This is a genomic window from Mesorhizobium sp. IMUNJ 23232, assembly GCF_044326205.1.
Classification (GTDB): domain Bacteria; phylum Pseudomonadota; class Alphaproteobacteria; order Rhizobiales; family Rhizobiaceae; genus Kumtagia.
Map to the genome: position 1 here is coordinate 1 of NZ_JBIRCY010000102.1, position 15,218 is coordinate 15,218.

The window sequence follows — 15,218 nt, forward strand, 5'->3', positions numbered from 1 at the left end:
TCCACGGTGTAGATCCCCTAACCCTCCTGCGCGAACCCCAGGAGGAAAATAGGTGGACGACTTTTACGCCGCCCGCAGCCGGACTATCCCGCCGCTACCGTGGCCGGTTTTTGCACCGCCGCGCTCAGATGGCCGAGCATCCATGCCGCGAGGCCGGCGGGGGAGTCATTGATGGCGTAACCGACCGTCTGCGGCCGCGTGCCCATCATCACCGCGTACGATCTGTTCCCCATTTTTGCGCCTGTGCTGAAGGCATTAAATGCCGTGCGCTCTTTCTCGCTCAGTTCGGCCGGCGCAGGCCCGCCGGCAGCGAGGATCGCCGCAATCTCGGGCGGCACGATCGCCGGCAAGTTGACATGGATGCCAAGCAGGCCTGCCGGCGCAAGGCGCCCCATGGCGTTCGAGACGGGGGAACCCCAGTCGCCGCCCTGGGCGACATAGCTTGTATAGCCGAGGCGTTTCATCAGCTCCGCCCAGGCTCGCGCGATACGGTCGGTGCCCCAGCCGGTGTCCGTAGGCTTGCCTGAGAAGCCGAAGCCCGGCAACGACGGCAGAACGAGGTCGAAGGCGTCCTCAGCGCTTCCGCCATGGGCAGTCGGATCCGTCAGCGGGCCGACGGTCTTGAGCAGCTCAAGCACCGACCCGGGCCAGCCATGCGTCATGATCACCGGCAGGGCGTTGGGATGTTTCGACCGGACGTGAATGAAATGAATGTCCACGCCGTCGATTGTCGTCATGAACTGAGGCAGCGCGTTCAGCTTGGCCTCGGCCTTTCGCCAGTCGTAGGCAGCGCCCCAGTATTCGACGAGCGGCCTGAGCTTCGCGAGTTGGATGCCCTGGGATTGGTCATTGACCGTCTCGCGATCCGGCCACCGTGTTTCCGCGATGCGCCGGCGAAGGTCCTCGAGCGCCGCTTGCGGCACCTGAGCTTTGAAGGGCCGGATCGAGCGATCTTCGGCCGCGTTGGCGTTGGCCAGGGCGGAAAAGATGCAAAGCCCGAATGCCAGCACAGCCGCCAGTTTGTGGAGCTTCATGGTTGAATCTCCTTGCCCGGAGAGTGGAATGTCACCGTTTGCTTGGTGAAGACGTTGCCTTCGGCGTCCACGACCTCGATCAGAACCTTGTGCTGGCCGCGCGGCATGCCCACCAGGATGATGGTGTCGCTCTGACCGTAATCCGCCCACGCCCAGGGAAGGTCGTCCACGGTGAGGTGCAGGTGCCCGACCCGCGGAGACACGTTGCGCGCGGCCGGCCCACCGACCGGCAGGATGCGCAGGTTCTCCACCCGGTATGGGATGAACACCACGCCCCCGGCCAACGGACCCGGAAGCGGCGGCTCCACGATCAGCTTGGGCGCGGGCTCGTTGTCAATGGGCACGACCGTGCTCTGGGCGAACGCACCCGTGGCGGACACGGTGCAAAGCGCGAGTGCGGTGAGCGTCTGGATGAGGAAGTTCATTCCGTTCTCTCCTTTTGGAGATGCGCTACGGGGTCAATCGCCAGGCGGAGGGTGACGCGCACGTCCGGCGCGCCATCCCCGCTCAACACTTCACGCCGTCCGCAACGTTTTGAACGATGCGCGCACGTCGTCGGTGAAGTACTTCGGCTGTTCCCATGCCGCGAAGTGGCAGCCCTTGGGCGGGTGGCTGTAATGCAGGAGCTTCGGGAACGCGCGCTCGGTCCAACTCTTCGGCGCGGTGTAGATTTCGCTGGGGTTCGCGCTCACGCCGACGGGAATGGTGATCCCTTTGGTGTCGAAGAAGCCGGCCTTCGCCGTTTGCCGGTGTTCCCAATAGAGCCGGGCCGACGAGATAGCCGTGTTCGTCAGCCAATAGAGCGTGATGTTGTCGAGGATGTCGTCGCGGGTAAGGCCCTCCGGCTCGCCATCGAAGGAGCGGGCTATCAGTGCATAACTGTCCGCATCGTGATCGAGAATCCATGACGCCAGGCCGGCGGGTGAATCGACGAGCCCGTAAAGCGTCTGCGGACGAAGCGCCATCTCGTTGGCATAGCCCAGGCCGAACTTGTAGAAAAAGGCGACCTGCTCGTAAGCGCGCTTTTCGTCGGGCCCGAGATCGGCGGGAGGCGGACTTCCGGCGGCAAGCGCCTTCACAATCTCGGGCGGAATGGTCGCTGGCATATTGGTGTGGATGGCGATCAGCTCGGGAGGCGCCATCAGAGCCATCTGTTCGGTGATAAGTGCCCCCCAGTCGCCGCCCTGTGCTACAAACCGGTTGTAGCCGAGGCGCTTCATCAGCACCGTCCACGCTTTCGCGATGCGAATCGGATCCCAACCGGGCTCAGTCGGCTTGCCGGAAAAGCCGTAGCCGGCATCGATGGGATCACCACGTCGAACGCGTCCGCCTCGGTTCCGCCATGCGCGGTGGGGTTGGTGAGCGGATCGATGACTTTCAGCAGCTCGATGACCGAACCGGGCCAGCCGTGCGTGATGATGACCGGAAGGGCACCCTGATGCTTGGATTTCACGTGGATGAAGTGGATGTCCAGCCCGTCGAGTTCGGTAACGAAATGCGGCAAGGCATTCAGGCGCGCCTCGCACTTGCTCCAATCGTATTCCGTTCCCCAGTACTGGATGACTTTCTGCATCGTGGCGAGTTGCACGCCTTGCGTGTCGCCGGCCGACAAGGTCGCCGAGGTCCGCCGAGACGCTGCGTCGGACACCAATTCGCGCTCGGGCCAACGCGTGGCAGCGATGCGACGGCGAAGCTCGTCGATCTCCTCCTGCGGGAAGCTGACGGTGAAGGGGCGGATTGAACTGGCTTCGGCCGCGGCCGCTGGCTGAGACGAGGTGAAGTTGAACGCGGCCGCGCCTGCCGAAGTGGCAAGCAGTGCGGTGGCCGATGTGGCAAGAAACTCGCGCCGATTTGGCGCCGGTGATGCCGTGGACATGATCAGTCTCCTTCGTTGCGCGATGCCATTAGAGTGGTTGAACACTTTAGTTGTGCTCTCACTCCAGTGCGCGCTCCATCGGACGTAGGTTGGTCGTGACCGCGTGTTGGTTTATGGCGGTCATACCTAGGTTTATAGGCCCTGACGGGCTCAAGCCTCCCTCGGTTGAAGGCGATGCGATTCGACGATTGGACTTGCGGTCTGCCGGGCCTGATCGCGCCCAGTGATCAGCGACGCGCTAGTCGCTCTCACCGGCATTGTTTTTCAATGCAACGTCGAGGCAGCGAGACAGCGTGTCGCCGTCAAAAGGCTTGCTCAAAAAGCAGACGACGCCTCGAACCAACGCTTGAGCGCGCGCCTTTTCATCGGGAAAGGCCGTGATGAAGATGATGGGCGTGTGATGCCCACGTGTGCGCAAGATATCGTGCAACTCGATTCCGCTCATCTCCGGCATCTGGATGTCTGAAATCAAACACGAGGTTTCAGCCAGTTGTCCCAAATGCAAGAACGCACGTGCGGATGGGAAAGCGTGGGCGACAAACCCAAGCGACCGAACAAGACTCGTAGTTCCGCTTCGAACAAATTCGTCATCGTCGACGATTGAAATAACGGGGGTGTCTGGCAAGCGACTGGTCCATCAATGCGTTCTGACAATGATATGAGTCGGCTGCGTCCGAAAGTCATACATAGATATGAGGCTATGAGAGCTTTTCCCGGCCAATACCGAGTGCTTCGGCCATTTTGACCAGGTCTGCCAGCGATTTCGCATGCATCTTCTTCATCGCGCGGCCGCGATAAATTTTGACAGTAATCTCGCTGAGGCCGACGTGAGCCGCGACCTGTTTGTTCATTAAGCCGGTGGCGACGAGCGCCATCACCTCCTGTTCGCGCGACGTCAGGCTGTCAAACAGGGCCTTTAAGTCGAGCCGTGCGCGATCGGCATCCAGCCTGGCCCGGTCGCGCGTGATAGCGGCGGTGACAGCATCCAACATATCCTGGTCGCGAAACGGCTTGGTGATGAAGTCGACGGCGCCGGCCTTCATAGCCCGCACGGACATGGGGATATCGCCGTGTGCAGTGATGAAGATGATGGGAACATGGACATCGGCCTTGGTCAACTCGGCATGAAGCTCGAAGCCGCTCAACCCGGGTAAGCGAACATCGAGAACCAGGCAGCTCGGAATCGGAGGCAGCTTGCTTTGCATGAGTTCGCTTGCTGAACCGAATAGTTCCGCGCGCAGACCGACCGATCGGAATAACAGGCCGAGCGAGTCGCGGATTCCGACGTCGTCATCGATCACATAGACAGCAGGCTCGACCTCCGTCATGGGCTGCAAACTGTTCGGTGCGACTTTGATCACAGACGGATCCTCGTCATGCGGAAACAGAGCGAACTGCGCTAAAATGAAATATAGCACCCTGGGGCGTGTTCGGGGCCGCCCACAACCGCCCATCGTGGGCTTCGACGATCGATCTGCAGATCGACAGGCCCATCCCCATGCCGTCGGGCTTTGTCGTGAAGAGCGGGTTGAATATTCGATCCACGTCTTGCGGACCAATTCCTGTTCCAGTGTCCGCAATCGAAACCGTTACGTGGCCATCGTCATGCAGCTTGGATTTCACGGACAGCACCCGCGCCCCGCCGACCGCAGCCATGGAATCGATGGCGTTCGTGATCAGGTTTACAAGCAACTGCTGTAGCTGGATTCGATCGCCTGTTACCCGCGGCAGGCGTTCATTCAACTCGGCTTCGACCATTATCCGGTGTTTCGCCAGACCCTCTCGCACCAAAGCGAGTGTTTCCCCGACAAGGCTGTTGAGGTCGAGCGGAGCGCGCTTGCGGTCTTCTTTCTTGAAGATCGTTCGAATTCCGTCGATCACCGCTGCCGCGCGATGACCACCGGCGGTAATCTGCTTGAATGCCTCCTTTGCTTCCTCCAGATCGGGTATCGAGCGATTGAGAAAGCGCAAGCCCGCATCGGCGCTCGTTATCATGCCGGACAGAGGTTGTTTGACTTCATGCGCAACCGTGGCTGCGACTGCGTCGCCGGTTACCAGTCGCGCCTCGCGCTCCTGACGCTGGCCACGGACCGCTCCGAGAAGCCGTGCATATAGCGTCGTTATCTCGTACAGCATGACAATTAGGACGAGACTACTCGAAAAGAACCCGATGATCCGAACAGCATACCAGTCAATGCTAAAGCGGACCGGAGTAGGGTAATAGCTTAAGGGTATCTCTATCGCGTATAGGAACATAACGACCATCAACCAAAGATCGAGCATCGAGCGTCGCCTGATCCAAAGTAGGACGAGGGCCACAATACTTACCATCGCGACGGGCGCCCCGACATAAGGCCACAGCGGGCTTAGGCGGAGGGAATCCAGCACGACGCGGGGCAACATCGCCTCAAAAGCCACGCAGACATACGCCGCAGCCAACACGACTACTGCCGTTAAGGCCACACTCATGGCGATCGCCGCACCCACAGTACCCCGCCAGAACCGCTTGTCGGGGCCAGCATCCTTTAGCAAGGCGTACCCTATTACGAACATGGAAAAACCGGCGTGCCACGAAAAGTAGAGCCAGGATGTACTCTGCAGACCGCCAATCAGACCCCTACCGGGCACAAATACACCTGGAAACGCCAGGATCCACGGAATGAGGATAAGGGCCGTGAAAACATAGCCACTCGCGATCACGAGGATGGCGCGCGAGCGGAGAATGGAGAACTGGGCGAACAGGAGAATCGCGGTGATCGAGTCGTTCACGAACATCGCCGTCGTGTAGGCCGGGACGAAGGCGTCGATCCGGCGTGGCTCGAGGCTTGAGAGCGGCCCGGCGGCGATGAATACAAGGACCAATAAGCCGAGCACGACAGCAAGAGCGAGCCATTTCTGCGCCGAACCTGGCGACAGGTCTGAGAGGACAAGAAATTCTTCCTCTGGGGCAGTCACCGCAGTTCTCTCCATTGGATACTCTTCGCCGCGGCTGCTGCTCGCGGCACATCTTAGCACCGCTCGTCGCAGCCGTCGCCGCGTTCCGTCGTGGATGTTATCTCGACGGTCAGGTCATTGTAGGATCGGTGTTTGGGCTATGCGCCCTGCAGGCAATCCGGTTGGCGAGCGCTCGAAAGCTTCTCCCTCGGCTGCCGTCTCGCCCCCTTCACCAGCTTGAGGATGAGCTGGTGGATTTTGCCGCCATTGGTCATTTCGACCCGATCGAAATCGCGGTTTCGCTGCTGATGCACACAAAGAGCCCGGAAAGGCGCTTTTTCAACTCAGCCTTGATCTTGAGGTATTTGGGATCGCGGGGAACTGACATGCCCACGGTCGCGGCCTCGATGTCCTCCACCAACTTCTTGATCATCTCGCCTTGGATCGGCTCAACCACGACCTCCAGCTTGGTTGTCGGCGGTGTCCGCTTCTGGGTCGCGGTACAGCTGATCGCTACGGCAGACATGGGGGCGCGAAGCTGCCGATCCGCATCGTCCGCGAGAGGGCGGCCTTTGTGTGCCGCTGGCGACTATGCACATGTTCAATCATGAAATAATTGGGCTTTTCCCTATTCACCCTGCTGAACACAGTTCGCGCACTGCAAAATCTGGATGGCCAATCAAAAAGAACCACCTATAACAGCCGGACTACGTACCTCAGGGGAGACGATGCGCTACATACGTCCGCTGTCCATAGACGATGCCGTAGCACTGATCGCAGGATCGCCTGGCACGGCTGCAATCCTCGCCGGAGGCAGCGACCTCTTGGTAAGAATGAAGGGCGGTTTCATCGAACCCGACCTCATCGTCGACATCAAGGCGATAGAAGGGTTGAGTGAGATCCAGGAGATGCCCGAGGGCTTCAGCATCGGGGCTGCGGTTCCCTCTGCCGTCCTCGGAGAGAACATGGCACTGAAAAAGGCGTGGCCAGGCGTCGTTGAGGCGGCCACGCTCATCGGCTCGAAACAGGTGCAGGGACGCTGTACCATTGTCGGCAATCTCTGCAACGCGTCCCCGGCGGCCGACAGCCTGCCGGCGCTGGTTGCGGCGGGCGCCAGGGCGTCGATCGTCGGGCCGCAAGGGCAGCGAATCGCACCTGTGGAAAGCATACCCGTTGGTCCCGGGAAAACATCGCTTGCGAGGGGCGAGATCATCGAGGCGATCCTGCTGGACAACCGCGCCCCGCGCTCGGGCGACGCCTATCTACGCTTCATTCCGCGCACGGAGATGGACATCGCGGTGGTCAGCGCGGGCGTCAACCTGACGCTTGACGGGGATGGCGCTGTCGTGTCGGCACGCGTGGCGCTAGGCGCCGCTGCGCCGACGGTACTCCTGGTTGAGGAAGCGGCCGAGGTTCTCATCGGTTCCAAGCTCGATGAAGTGACATTCGAAAGGCTGGCCAGAGTCTGTTCGGAGGCCTGCCGGCCCATCGACGACAAGCGGGGAACCATCGATTTCAGACGGAAAGTTGCGGGTGTGCTGGCGAAGCGGGCCGCCACGGCCGCTTATGCGCGCGCGGGAGGCAAATAATGGCTGGCATAGCAGTTTCAACGACAATCAACGGCGACAATGTCGAATACCTCTGCCAGCCGGATGAGACGCTGCTGGACGTTCTGCGCGATCGCCTCGGGCTGACCGGTGCGAAGGAAGGCTGCGGCACCGGTGACTGCGGCGCCTGCAGCATCATCCTCGACAACCGGCTAGTATGCTCGTGCCTGGTGCTCGGTGCCGAGGCCGAGGGCCGGAGGGTCGAGACCATCGAGGGCATGGCGCATGGCGACAGGCTGCATCCGCTACAGCAGAAATTCATCGAGCATGCAGCGCTACAATGCGGCATCTGCACGCCGGGATTCCTTATCGCGGCCAAGGATCTCCTGACCAAGAACCCCGATCCGACCGAGGAAGAGATCCGCTTCGGCCTCGCCGGAAATCTCTGCCGGTGCACTGGCTATGACAAGATCGTGCGTGCCGTTCAGGACGCCGCCAGCATGATGAGGGCAGCATGACCGTCGCTTTTGATCCACGTTACCTCAAACGCGATTTTAACTCGGTCGGCACGAGGCCCCTGCGTCCCGACGGCATCGACAAGGTGACTGGCCGCGCGCGCTACGGCGCGGACTTCAACGTGTCCGGCCAGTTAATTGGGCGCATTCTCCGGAGCCCACATGCCCATGCCGCGATCGAGAGGATCGACACGTCGAAGGCCGAAGCGCTTCCTGGCGTCAAGGCAGTGATCACTGCGGCCGATCTGCCGAATCTCACCGACGGCGATGCTGCTATGTTCGACATCCTGGACAACTGCATGGCGCGCAAGAAAGCACTTTACGACGGCCATGCGGTAGCTGCGGTCGCGGCCGTCGACGCGCGTACGGCAAGACAAGCTCTGAAGTTGATACAGGTTGAGTATCAGGTGCTGCCGCATGTGACCGATGTCGACGAAGCGATGAAGGACACCGCCCCGGTCTTGCACGAGAGCGTGCTCACAGAGGGTGTGGAATCAAGGCCGAGTAAACCGTCAAACGTTCCCAAGCGGACGCAGTACGGTCACGGCGACATCGAGGCCGGTTTCGCCCAGGCCGATTTCATTGTCGAGCGTTCCTTCAAGACCGAACAGACACATCAAGGCTACATCGAGCCACATGCTTGCGTGGCAAATGTCGGTCCAGACGGCACCGCCGACCTTTGGGTGTGCACGCAAGGCCATTTCGTCTACCGCCAGCACTGCGCGCAATTGCTGGGCATGGACGCGTCGAAGCTGCGCGTCACCTCGTCGGAGATCGGCGGCGGTTTCGGTGGCAAGACCCATGTCTGGGCAGAGCCGGTCGCGCTGGCGCTGTCGCGCAAGGCCGGACGGCCGGTCAAGCTGGTAATGACGCGTGACGAGGTGTTTCGCGCTTCGGGGCCGACAAGCGCCACGTCCATCGACGTCAAGGTCGGCGCCCGCAAGGACGGAACCATCGTCGCGGCCGAGGCGACCTTGCGCTATTCCAGCGGCGCTTATGGCGGCATGTGGGCCGAACTCGGCGCTATGACCGCCTTCGCCTGCTATCGGCTCGAAAACGTCAGGACAGTCGGCTATGAGGTACTGGTGAACAGGCCGAAGACCGCGGCGTATCGCGCGCCGTCGGCGCCGATGGCGGCCTTTGCCGTTGAAAGCGTGGTCGATGAACTCGCCAAGCAGATCGGCATCGACGCGGTGGAATTCCGGATCAAGAACGCCGCGAAGGAAGGCACGAGATCTTCCTATGGCCCGATCTATGGTCCGATCGGTATCGGCCCGACCTTGGAGGCGGCGAAGAACCACCCGCACATGAAAGCGCCACTGGGCGAGAACCAGGGGCGCGGCATGGCCTGCGGATTCTGGTTCAACTTCGGCGGGCAGACCTGCACGGATCTCAACATCGGCATGGACGGCACGGTTTCGCTTGCCGTCGGGACTGTGGACGTCGGCGGCTCTCGCGCCTCGCTGTCGCTGGTGGCGGCAGAGGAGCTTGGCATAGATTACGGACAAATCAGGGCGGTGGTCGCCGACACTTCCAGCCTCGGCTACAACGATATGACGGACGGCAGCCGCGGAACGTTTTCCTCCTCCATGGCAACGATCTCTGCCGCCCGCAACGCCATCAGCGTCCTGCGAGAACGCGCGGCGCAGATGTGGGACATCCCGGTTGGCGAGGTGGTCTGGGAAAAGGGCCATGCCGTCGCTGTGGGTGAGAAACACGGCAATCTCGGGCGGCTCTCGCTGAAAGAGATCGCGGCTGCGTCAGGCAAGACCGGCGGACCAATCGCCGGTCACAGCGAACTCGTCGCCGACGGTGCCGGAGTCTCCTTCGCCACGCATATCTGCGACATCGAGGTGGACCCCGAGACCGGCGCCACGAAAGTGCTGCGTTACACCGTCGTCCAGGACGCCGGCAAGGCGGTACATCCGACCTATGTGGAGGGGCAGTATCAAGGCGGTGCAGCACAAGGCATCGGCTGGGCGCTCAACGAGGAGTATATTTACGGCAAAGACGGCCGGCTGCAGAATGCCGGCTTCCTCGACTACCGCATTCCGGTTTGCTCTGATCTGCCTATGATCGACACGCAGATCCTCGAAATCCCCAATCCCAACCACCCCTACGGGGTGCGGGGTGTCGGCGAGACCTCGATCGTGCCGCCGCTGGCGGCGATAGCCAATGCGGTGTCGAACGCGGTCGGCGTGCGTATGACCCACATTCCGATGTCGCCGCCGCGCATTCTCGCGGCGATCGTGGCTGCGGGGAACGGCTGATGGTCGAAGTGACGCTCTGGGGATCGCTCGGAGTGGCTGCGGGCGGCAGAAGCAAGATCGAGGTCGAGGCCAAGGACATCAGGGAGTTGTTCAGGAAGCTGGCTGAACGGTTCCCCGGCATTCAGCCCTGGATCGACCGGGGAATCGCCGTGTCCATCGATGGGACGATCTATCGCGATACATGGTCGAAGGAACTTCCCAAGGACGCCGAGATATTCCTCCTTCCGCGTCTTGCTGGCGGATAGGCAGGAATTAGTCTCTTGCAATCGGCGCTCGAGTTTAAGTTGTTGTCCGGCTCGAAAACCGGCCAGGTAATACGGCGATAACATCTGGCAGGGTTCCCAAACCGAATCGATGTTCGCTCCCAATAACGAGATTGAGGCTGTCGATCATTCGGCAGGTTTGGTTAGCGATACCTCGGAGCGAGAAGGGTTTGGCATCGTGCCTTCACTGCGCTCGCTCCGCAACTTGTCCACGCGCAGCCCGCAAATTTGACGCTCTCGAGTGCTGCTCGCGGCGATTTCGAGTGTGGAGATCCTTGGTACCACCCAACATTCGCAGTGGCCGCGTCCCGATTAGTGCCCTTCGACGTGGGAAACGCTATCCAGTCTTGCCAAGGCTCCTTGTTCGTACCAACATCAGGAAACTCTCTTTCATTTTTAAGGATTGAGTTTGCGTCCCTTGCGGAGGGTGGGTTTGAGTCATCCCGTCATCGAGTTCAGGAACGTCACCAAGCGGTTCGGTAACGTTTTGGCGGTTGCCGAGAACAATCTTGCTGTAAGAGCCGGCGAATTCCTCTCCATTCTCGGGCCGTCCGGCTGCGGGAAGACGACAAGCCTGCGTATGATGGCTGGGTTCGAGCAGCCCAGCGAGGGCAACATCTTCATATCGGGCAAGGACGTGACCGGGGTTCCAGCTTATAGGCGCCCGGTCAATATGGTGTTCCAGCACTACGCTCTGTTCCCGCATCTGTCGGTCAGCGACAACGTCTCCTACGGCTTGCGCCAGCGCAATCCCAAGCCGTCGCGCGGCCACCTCGCAAGCGAAGTCGCCAAAGCGCTCGCCATGGTACGACTCGAAGGGTACGAGAATCGGCGAAGTCACGAATTGTCGGGCGGTCAGCAACAGCGCGTCGCCTTGGCCCGCGCACTGATAAACCGCCCCGCGGTGTTGCTGCTGGATGAACCGCTCGCGGCCCTCGACCGCAAGCTGCGTCGCGAGATGCAGATTGAACTGCAGAACCTCCAGCGCGATGTTGGCATAACCTTTCTTCTGGTCACCCATGACCAGGAAGAAGCGCTGTCGATGTCGGACCGCGTTTGCGTCATGCGCGAGGGCCGCATCGTCCAGTCGGGCTCGCCGCGGGAGCTCTACGACAGGCCAGTGAACCGCTACGTTGCGGACTTCGTAGGCAAGTCGAACTTCTTTGCGGGTCCCACCGAGGACACCATCATCAGCGTGCGGCCCGAACTCGTCGAAATCGCCGCAAAGGAGACGGAACTGCCGCCTGGCTTGGGTGCTCATTTTTCGGTCAAGGTCCTCAACAGGATCTTCCTCGGCGAGACTACGGAATACCGCGTCGTGCATGAGAGGCTGGGTGAATTCATGGTGCTGACGCCGCGCAAGTCCGAGCGCAGCAGCGGCATCTTTGAAATTGGCGACATGGCCGCGGCCGGCTGGCGGCCGGAAGCAGCCCTTACATTGGCCGCGAACTAAGAAGTAAAAACATAAGGGGAAGATAACATGATCAAAAACAACAGCATCATCACGCCGCAGCAATTTGTCGACGAGCTGCGCCGCTACCAGAAAGGCTCCGTCACCCGTCGCCACTTCCTCGGCGTTACCGGACTCGGCCTAGCCACCGCCGTCTTGGGCGCCGCCGTTCCCGGTCTCACCTCGCGAAAAGCCTATGCAGCGCTGTCCGGCACAGTGAATTTCACGACCTGGCCGAGCTATTTCGCACAGGAAAACATCGACAAGTTTACCCAGGACACGGGGGTCAAGATCAACATCGCCGTCTTCGGCTCGAATGAAGAAATGCTGGCCAAGCTGCAGGCGGGTTCCACCGGCTGGGATGTCTTCGTGCCCACGAATTACGCGATCTCGACCTATAAGGAACTGGGGCTCGTTGAGGAACTCGATCTGGCCAAACTTCCAAACTACGACGCGTCGACCCAGGAGCAGCGCTTTACGGCGGAAGGCGTGATCGACGGCAAGACGTATGCCGTGCCAAAAGACTGGGGTACCACCGGCTTTGTTTATAATTCGAAGTCGATGCCGCAGAAGCCCGCGAGCTGGAAGGAATTCTGGGACCTTGCGATGAATGAAGCCACCGGCCGTGCCATGGTCCACGACTATCAGCTCACCACGATCGGCAACGCGCTGAAATACTACGGCTTCTCATTCAACTCCAATGACGAGAAGGAACTGGCCGAGGCCGAGAAGCTGCTGATCGCCGCCAAGCCGCATCTGTTCGGCATCAATTCCGACTACAAGCCTTCGCTCATTTCAGGCGATGCCTGGATGAGCGTGTGCTGGACGGGCGACGCCACCCAGTTGCAGCGCGACATGCCAGAGATGCTCTATGTGCTGGCCAAGGAAGGCGGCGAGATCTGGAGCGACTTCTACGCCATCCCCAAAGGTGCGCAGAACATAGAGGCGGCCTATGCCCTGATCGATTTCCTGTTGACGCCCGAGATCAACGCCAAGGAGGTTGTGGCCCACGGCTATCCCTCGACGGACTCGCGTACCAACAAGCTGGTGCCGAAGGAGATGCTGGAAAATCCAATCCTTTATCCGGCAGCTGAAGCTCTTTCACCGCTGGAGTTCGGCGCTGCCGCGACCCTGACCAATCCGCTTCGTGCCGAGATCATGGCGCGCTTCAAGTCCGCCTGAGTCTTCTCTCCCTCCCACGCATTGGCGCTGGAGGGAGAGCCCGCTTTCGCGATATGAGCCGCCATTGACAGCAGCGCCCGCCCGTTCCCGCGCCGTGACAGCGCTGCTTGTTGCGCCTGCAGGGCTCTTCTTCCTGTTCCTGCTGATCTTGCCGTTAATGGTGGTCGTTGTGTTTTCCTTCGGCGAACGGGCGCCGGCCGGTGGCTATTCGCCCGCTTTCACATTTGAGAACTACCTGAACCTTGCCGCTCGCGGGCAAGCCTTCCTAAACACGCTGACGCTCGCGCCACTTGCGACGCTGCTCACCGCCATCTTCGCATTCCCCATGGCGTATTTCCTTGCGGTGAAAGTGGATCCGCGGTGGCGCGTCTCACTGCTGGTACTGGTCATGGCGCCATTTTGGACTAGCCAGCTTCTGCGCTACTACGCTTGGATCATGCTGCTGGGCGGCAAGGGCATTCCTGCCTGGTTTTCTTGGATCGGCATCGACAATGTCCGAATTATCAACACGCCGTGGGCCGTTCTCATTGGCGCCGTCTATGGTTTTCTGCCGCTCATGGTTCCGCCCATCTATGTCAGCCTCGAGAAACTCGACAAGCGCCTGCTCGAGGCTTCAGCCGATCTCGGTGCCACGCCGGTCCGAACCTTCTTCCAGGTGACGTTGCCACTGGCGTTGCCGGGAGTTGCCACCGGCTCGATGCTAGTATTCATCCTGTTGATGGGCGATTATATCCTCCCGCAGTATCTCGGCGGCGGCAAGGTCTTCTTCATCGGCAACGCGCTGGTCGACCTTTTTCTTCAGTCCCGCAACTGGCCCTTCGGGGCGGCGGTTTCGGTAGCGCTGGTCGCCATCATGTTCGCAACTATATTCTTCTACATGCGCTTCGTGCTCGGCAAGACCGGCACGCGGCGGGTGGCGTTGGTGTAGCTATGCGCCTCTACGCCATCCTCATTTACGTCTTCCTGTACGCTCCGATCGCCTTCATCGTCGGGGGATCATTCAACGCCGGAAGGCAGGCGATGGTCTGGCAAGGCTTCTCGGTGGAATGGTACGGCAAGGCCTTTTCCAACCCGCTGATCACCGAGGCGCTGACGACCAGCCTGACAATAGCGCTCACCACTGCCGCGCTTTCTGCCATTTTCGGCACGCTCGCGGCCCTTGGTCTCGAGCGCATGGGCGGCTGGCTTCGGAGCGTCTTCGACGCCCTGATCTATATCGCCATCCTGGTACCGGGCGTTGTCATCGGCATCTCAACCCTGATCGCCTTCGTTTCCTTCTTCGACATCGTCAATCCGTATCTCGCAAGCGCTTGGAACATCCGTGTCGAAATGGGCGTCTGGTCGGTCGTCGCCGCGCACATGCTGTTCAATATTGCGGTAGTCGCACTGCTCGTGCGGGCACGATTGCAGGGTATGGATCGCAGTCTGGTAGAAGCCTCGGAAGACCTCTACGCAACGCCACTGGGAACTTTCCGCCAAATTGTGCTGCCATTGCTCACGCCTTCCATCATGGCGGGCTTTCTCCTTGCCTTCACGTTTTCGTTCGAGGATTTCATCATTGCCTTCTTTGTGGCTGGCCCAAACGTGACGTTGCCGATATATGTCTTTTCCTCAATTCGCCGTGGAGTCACCCCGGAAATAAACGCGGTAGGAACAGTGGTCTTGCTGACCTCGCTTATGCTGCTTGTCGTCGCGCAGCTGATTTTGCAGCGCGGAAGCAGAACAACGGCCCGGTAACGTGTGCGACACGAAGATCCGGCGCGGTGTGGATATTCCTTTCCAATCGCAGGTCCCTAGGCGCGCGCCATCGGCAGACCTCGTGACTGCGGACGTGGCAGTTGTCAGCCTGGACGTTCACGGCCATCGACCATGAGAGCCTGCCCCCTCTCGAAAGCTCCAGCACTACCCTCGTAATGTCTGCTTTTAGGAGCGCAAGGCGGTTCTCTATGGCGGATATGGGGCGCGTTGCCGACCGGCTGCTTAGGGGCCGAGGCTGTGTGAAAACTCAGCCTGGACCTTCCGTATGAGAATGTGGTTCCTGACGGAGCCTAGACTTAGAACATCGATCTAATCCGGAGCTGCCAGAAACAGATTTTGAGAACAGAATTTTACGATCTTAGGCGTGAGAAGCGTTTTCACACAGCCTC

13 protein-coding genes and 2 pseudogenes are annotated in these 15,218 nt (G+C 60.4%); 8 read left to right on the plus strand and 7 right to left on the minus strand.

All coding sequences use genetic code 11. The features are described 5' to 3' along the window. Positions 1-128: 128 nt before the first annotated feature. The 7 genes and pseudogenes from ACH196_RS36180 to ACH196_RS36210 form a co-directional block, all read right to left on the minus strand. A pseudogene (locus ACH196_RS36180) lies at positions 129-1,034 on the minus strand (epoxide hydrolase family protein); the annotation flags it as partial. Then, positions 1,031-1,459 carry a DUF6130 family protein gene (locus ACH196_RS36185; protein ID WP_396651661.1) on the minus strand — a complete coding sequence of 143 codons (429 nt, stop codon included), beginning with the start codon at positions 1,457-1,459 and terminating at the stop codon, positions 1,031-1,033. The pseudogene ACH196_RS36180 and the gene ACH196_RS36185, both read right to left, overlap by 4 nt. Positions 1,460-1,549: 90 nt before the next feature. After that, positions 1,550-2,910 (minus strand): annotated as a pseudogene (locus tag ACH196_RS36190) (epoxide hydrolase family protein). 238 nt (positions 2,911-3,148) lie between these two features. Beyond that, entirely contained in the window at positions 3,149-3,535 is a 387-nt protein-coding gene (locus ACH196_RS36195) for a response regulator transcription factor (protein ID WP_396651662.1), read from the minus strand. Positions 3,536-3,608: 73 nt separating this feature from the next. Further along, a complete protein-coding gene (locus ACH196_RS36200) occupies positions 3,609-4,271 on the minus strand; it encodes a response regulator transcription factor (protein WP_396651663.1) in 663 nt (220 codons plus the stop codon). A gap of 13 nt (positions 4,272-4,284) precedes the next feature. Beyond that, complete coding sequence (locus ACH196_RS36205; RefSeq protein WP_396651664.1) at positions 4,285-5,880, minus strand: MASE4 domain-containing protein; 1,596 nt, start codon at positions 5,878-5,880, stop codon at positions 4,285-4,287. A 235-nt stretch (positions 5,881-6,115) separates the two neighbouring features. Beyond that, entirely contained in the window at positions 6,116-6,370 is a 255-nt protein-coding gene (locus ACH196_RS36210) for a hypothetical protein (protein ID WP_396651665.1), read from the minus strand. Between the two features lie 202 nt (positions 6,371-6,572). Between ACH196_RS36210 and ACH196_RS36215 the strand changes: the two genes are divergently transcribed. The 8 genes from ACH196_RS36215 to ACH196_RS36250 all read left to right on the plus strand — a co-directional run bounded on the left by ACH196_RS36215 (position 6,573) and on the right by ACH196_RS36250 (position 14,808). Then, positions 6,573-7,433, plus strand: coding sequence for an FAD binding domain-containing protein (locus ACH196_RS36215; protein WP_396651673.1), 861 nt, complete (start codon positions 6,573-6,575; stop codon positions 7,431-7,433). Beyond that, complete coding sequence (locus ACH196_RS36220) at positions 7,433-7,909, plus strand: (2Fe-2S)-binding protein (protein ID WP_396651666.1); 477 nt, start codon at positions 7,433-7,435, stop codon at positions 7,907-7,909. The genes ACH196_RS36215 and ACH196_RS36220 overlap by 1 nt, the downstream gene beginning before the upstream one ends. Continuing rightward, positions 7,906-10,176 (plus strand): xanthine dehydrogenase family protein molybdopterin-binding subunit, encoded by a 2,271-nt coding sequence (locus ACH196_RS36225; RefSeq protein ID WP_396651667.1) that lies wholly within the window; start codon positions 7,906-7,908, stop codon positions 10,174-10,176. The genes ACH196_RS36220 and ACH196_RS36225 overlap by 4 nt, the downstream gene beginning before the upstream one ends. Further along, a complete protein-coding gene (locus tag ACH196_RS36230) occupies positions 10,176-10,421 on the plus strand; it encodes a MoaD/ThiS family protein (RefSeq protein WP_396651668.1) in 246 nt (81 codons plus the stop codon). The genes ACH196_RS36225 and ACH196_RS36230 overlap by 1 nt, the downstream gene beginning before the upstream one ends. 445 nt (positions 10,422-10,866) lie before the next feature. Continuing rightward, positions 10,867-11,892, plus strand: coding sequence for an ABC transporter ATP-binding protein (locus ACH196_RS36235; RefSeq protein ID WP_396651669.1), 1,026 nt, complete (start codon positions 10,867-10,869; stop codon positions 11,890-11,892). A 27-nt stretch (positions 11,893-11,919) separates the two neighbouring features. Then, positions 11,920-13,071, plus strand: a complete 1,152-nt coding sequence (locus ACH196_RS36240) for a PotD/PotF family extracellular solute-binding protein (protein ID WP_396651670.1) — start codon at positions 11,920-11,922, stop codon at positions 13,069-13,071. Between the two features lie 64 nt (positions 13,072-13,135). Then, a complete protein-coding gene (locus tag ACH196_RS36245; RefSeq protein ID WP_396651671.1) occupies positions 13,136-13,999 on the plus strand; it encodes an ABC transporter permease in 864 nt (287 codons plus the stop codon). A gap of 2 nt (positions 14,000-14,001) precedes the next feature. Then, positions 14,002-14,808: an ABC transporter permease gene (locus ACH196_RS36250; protein ID WP_396651672.1), complete on the plus strand. Its 807-nt coding sequence runs from the start codon at positions 14,002-14,004 to the stop codon at positions 14,806-14,808. The last annotated feature ends 410 nt before the right edge of the window (positions 14,809-15,218 follow it).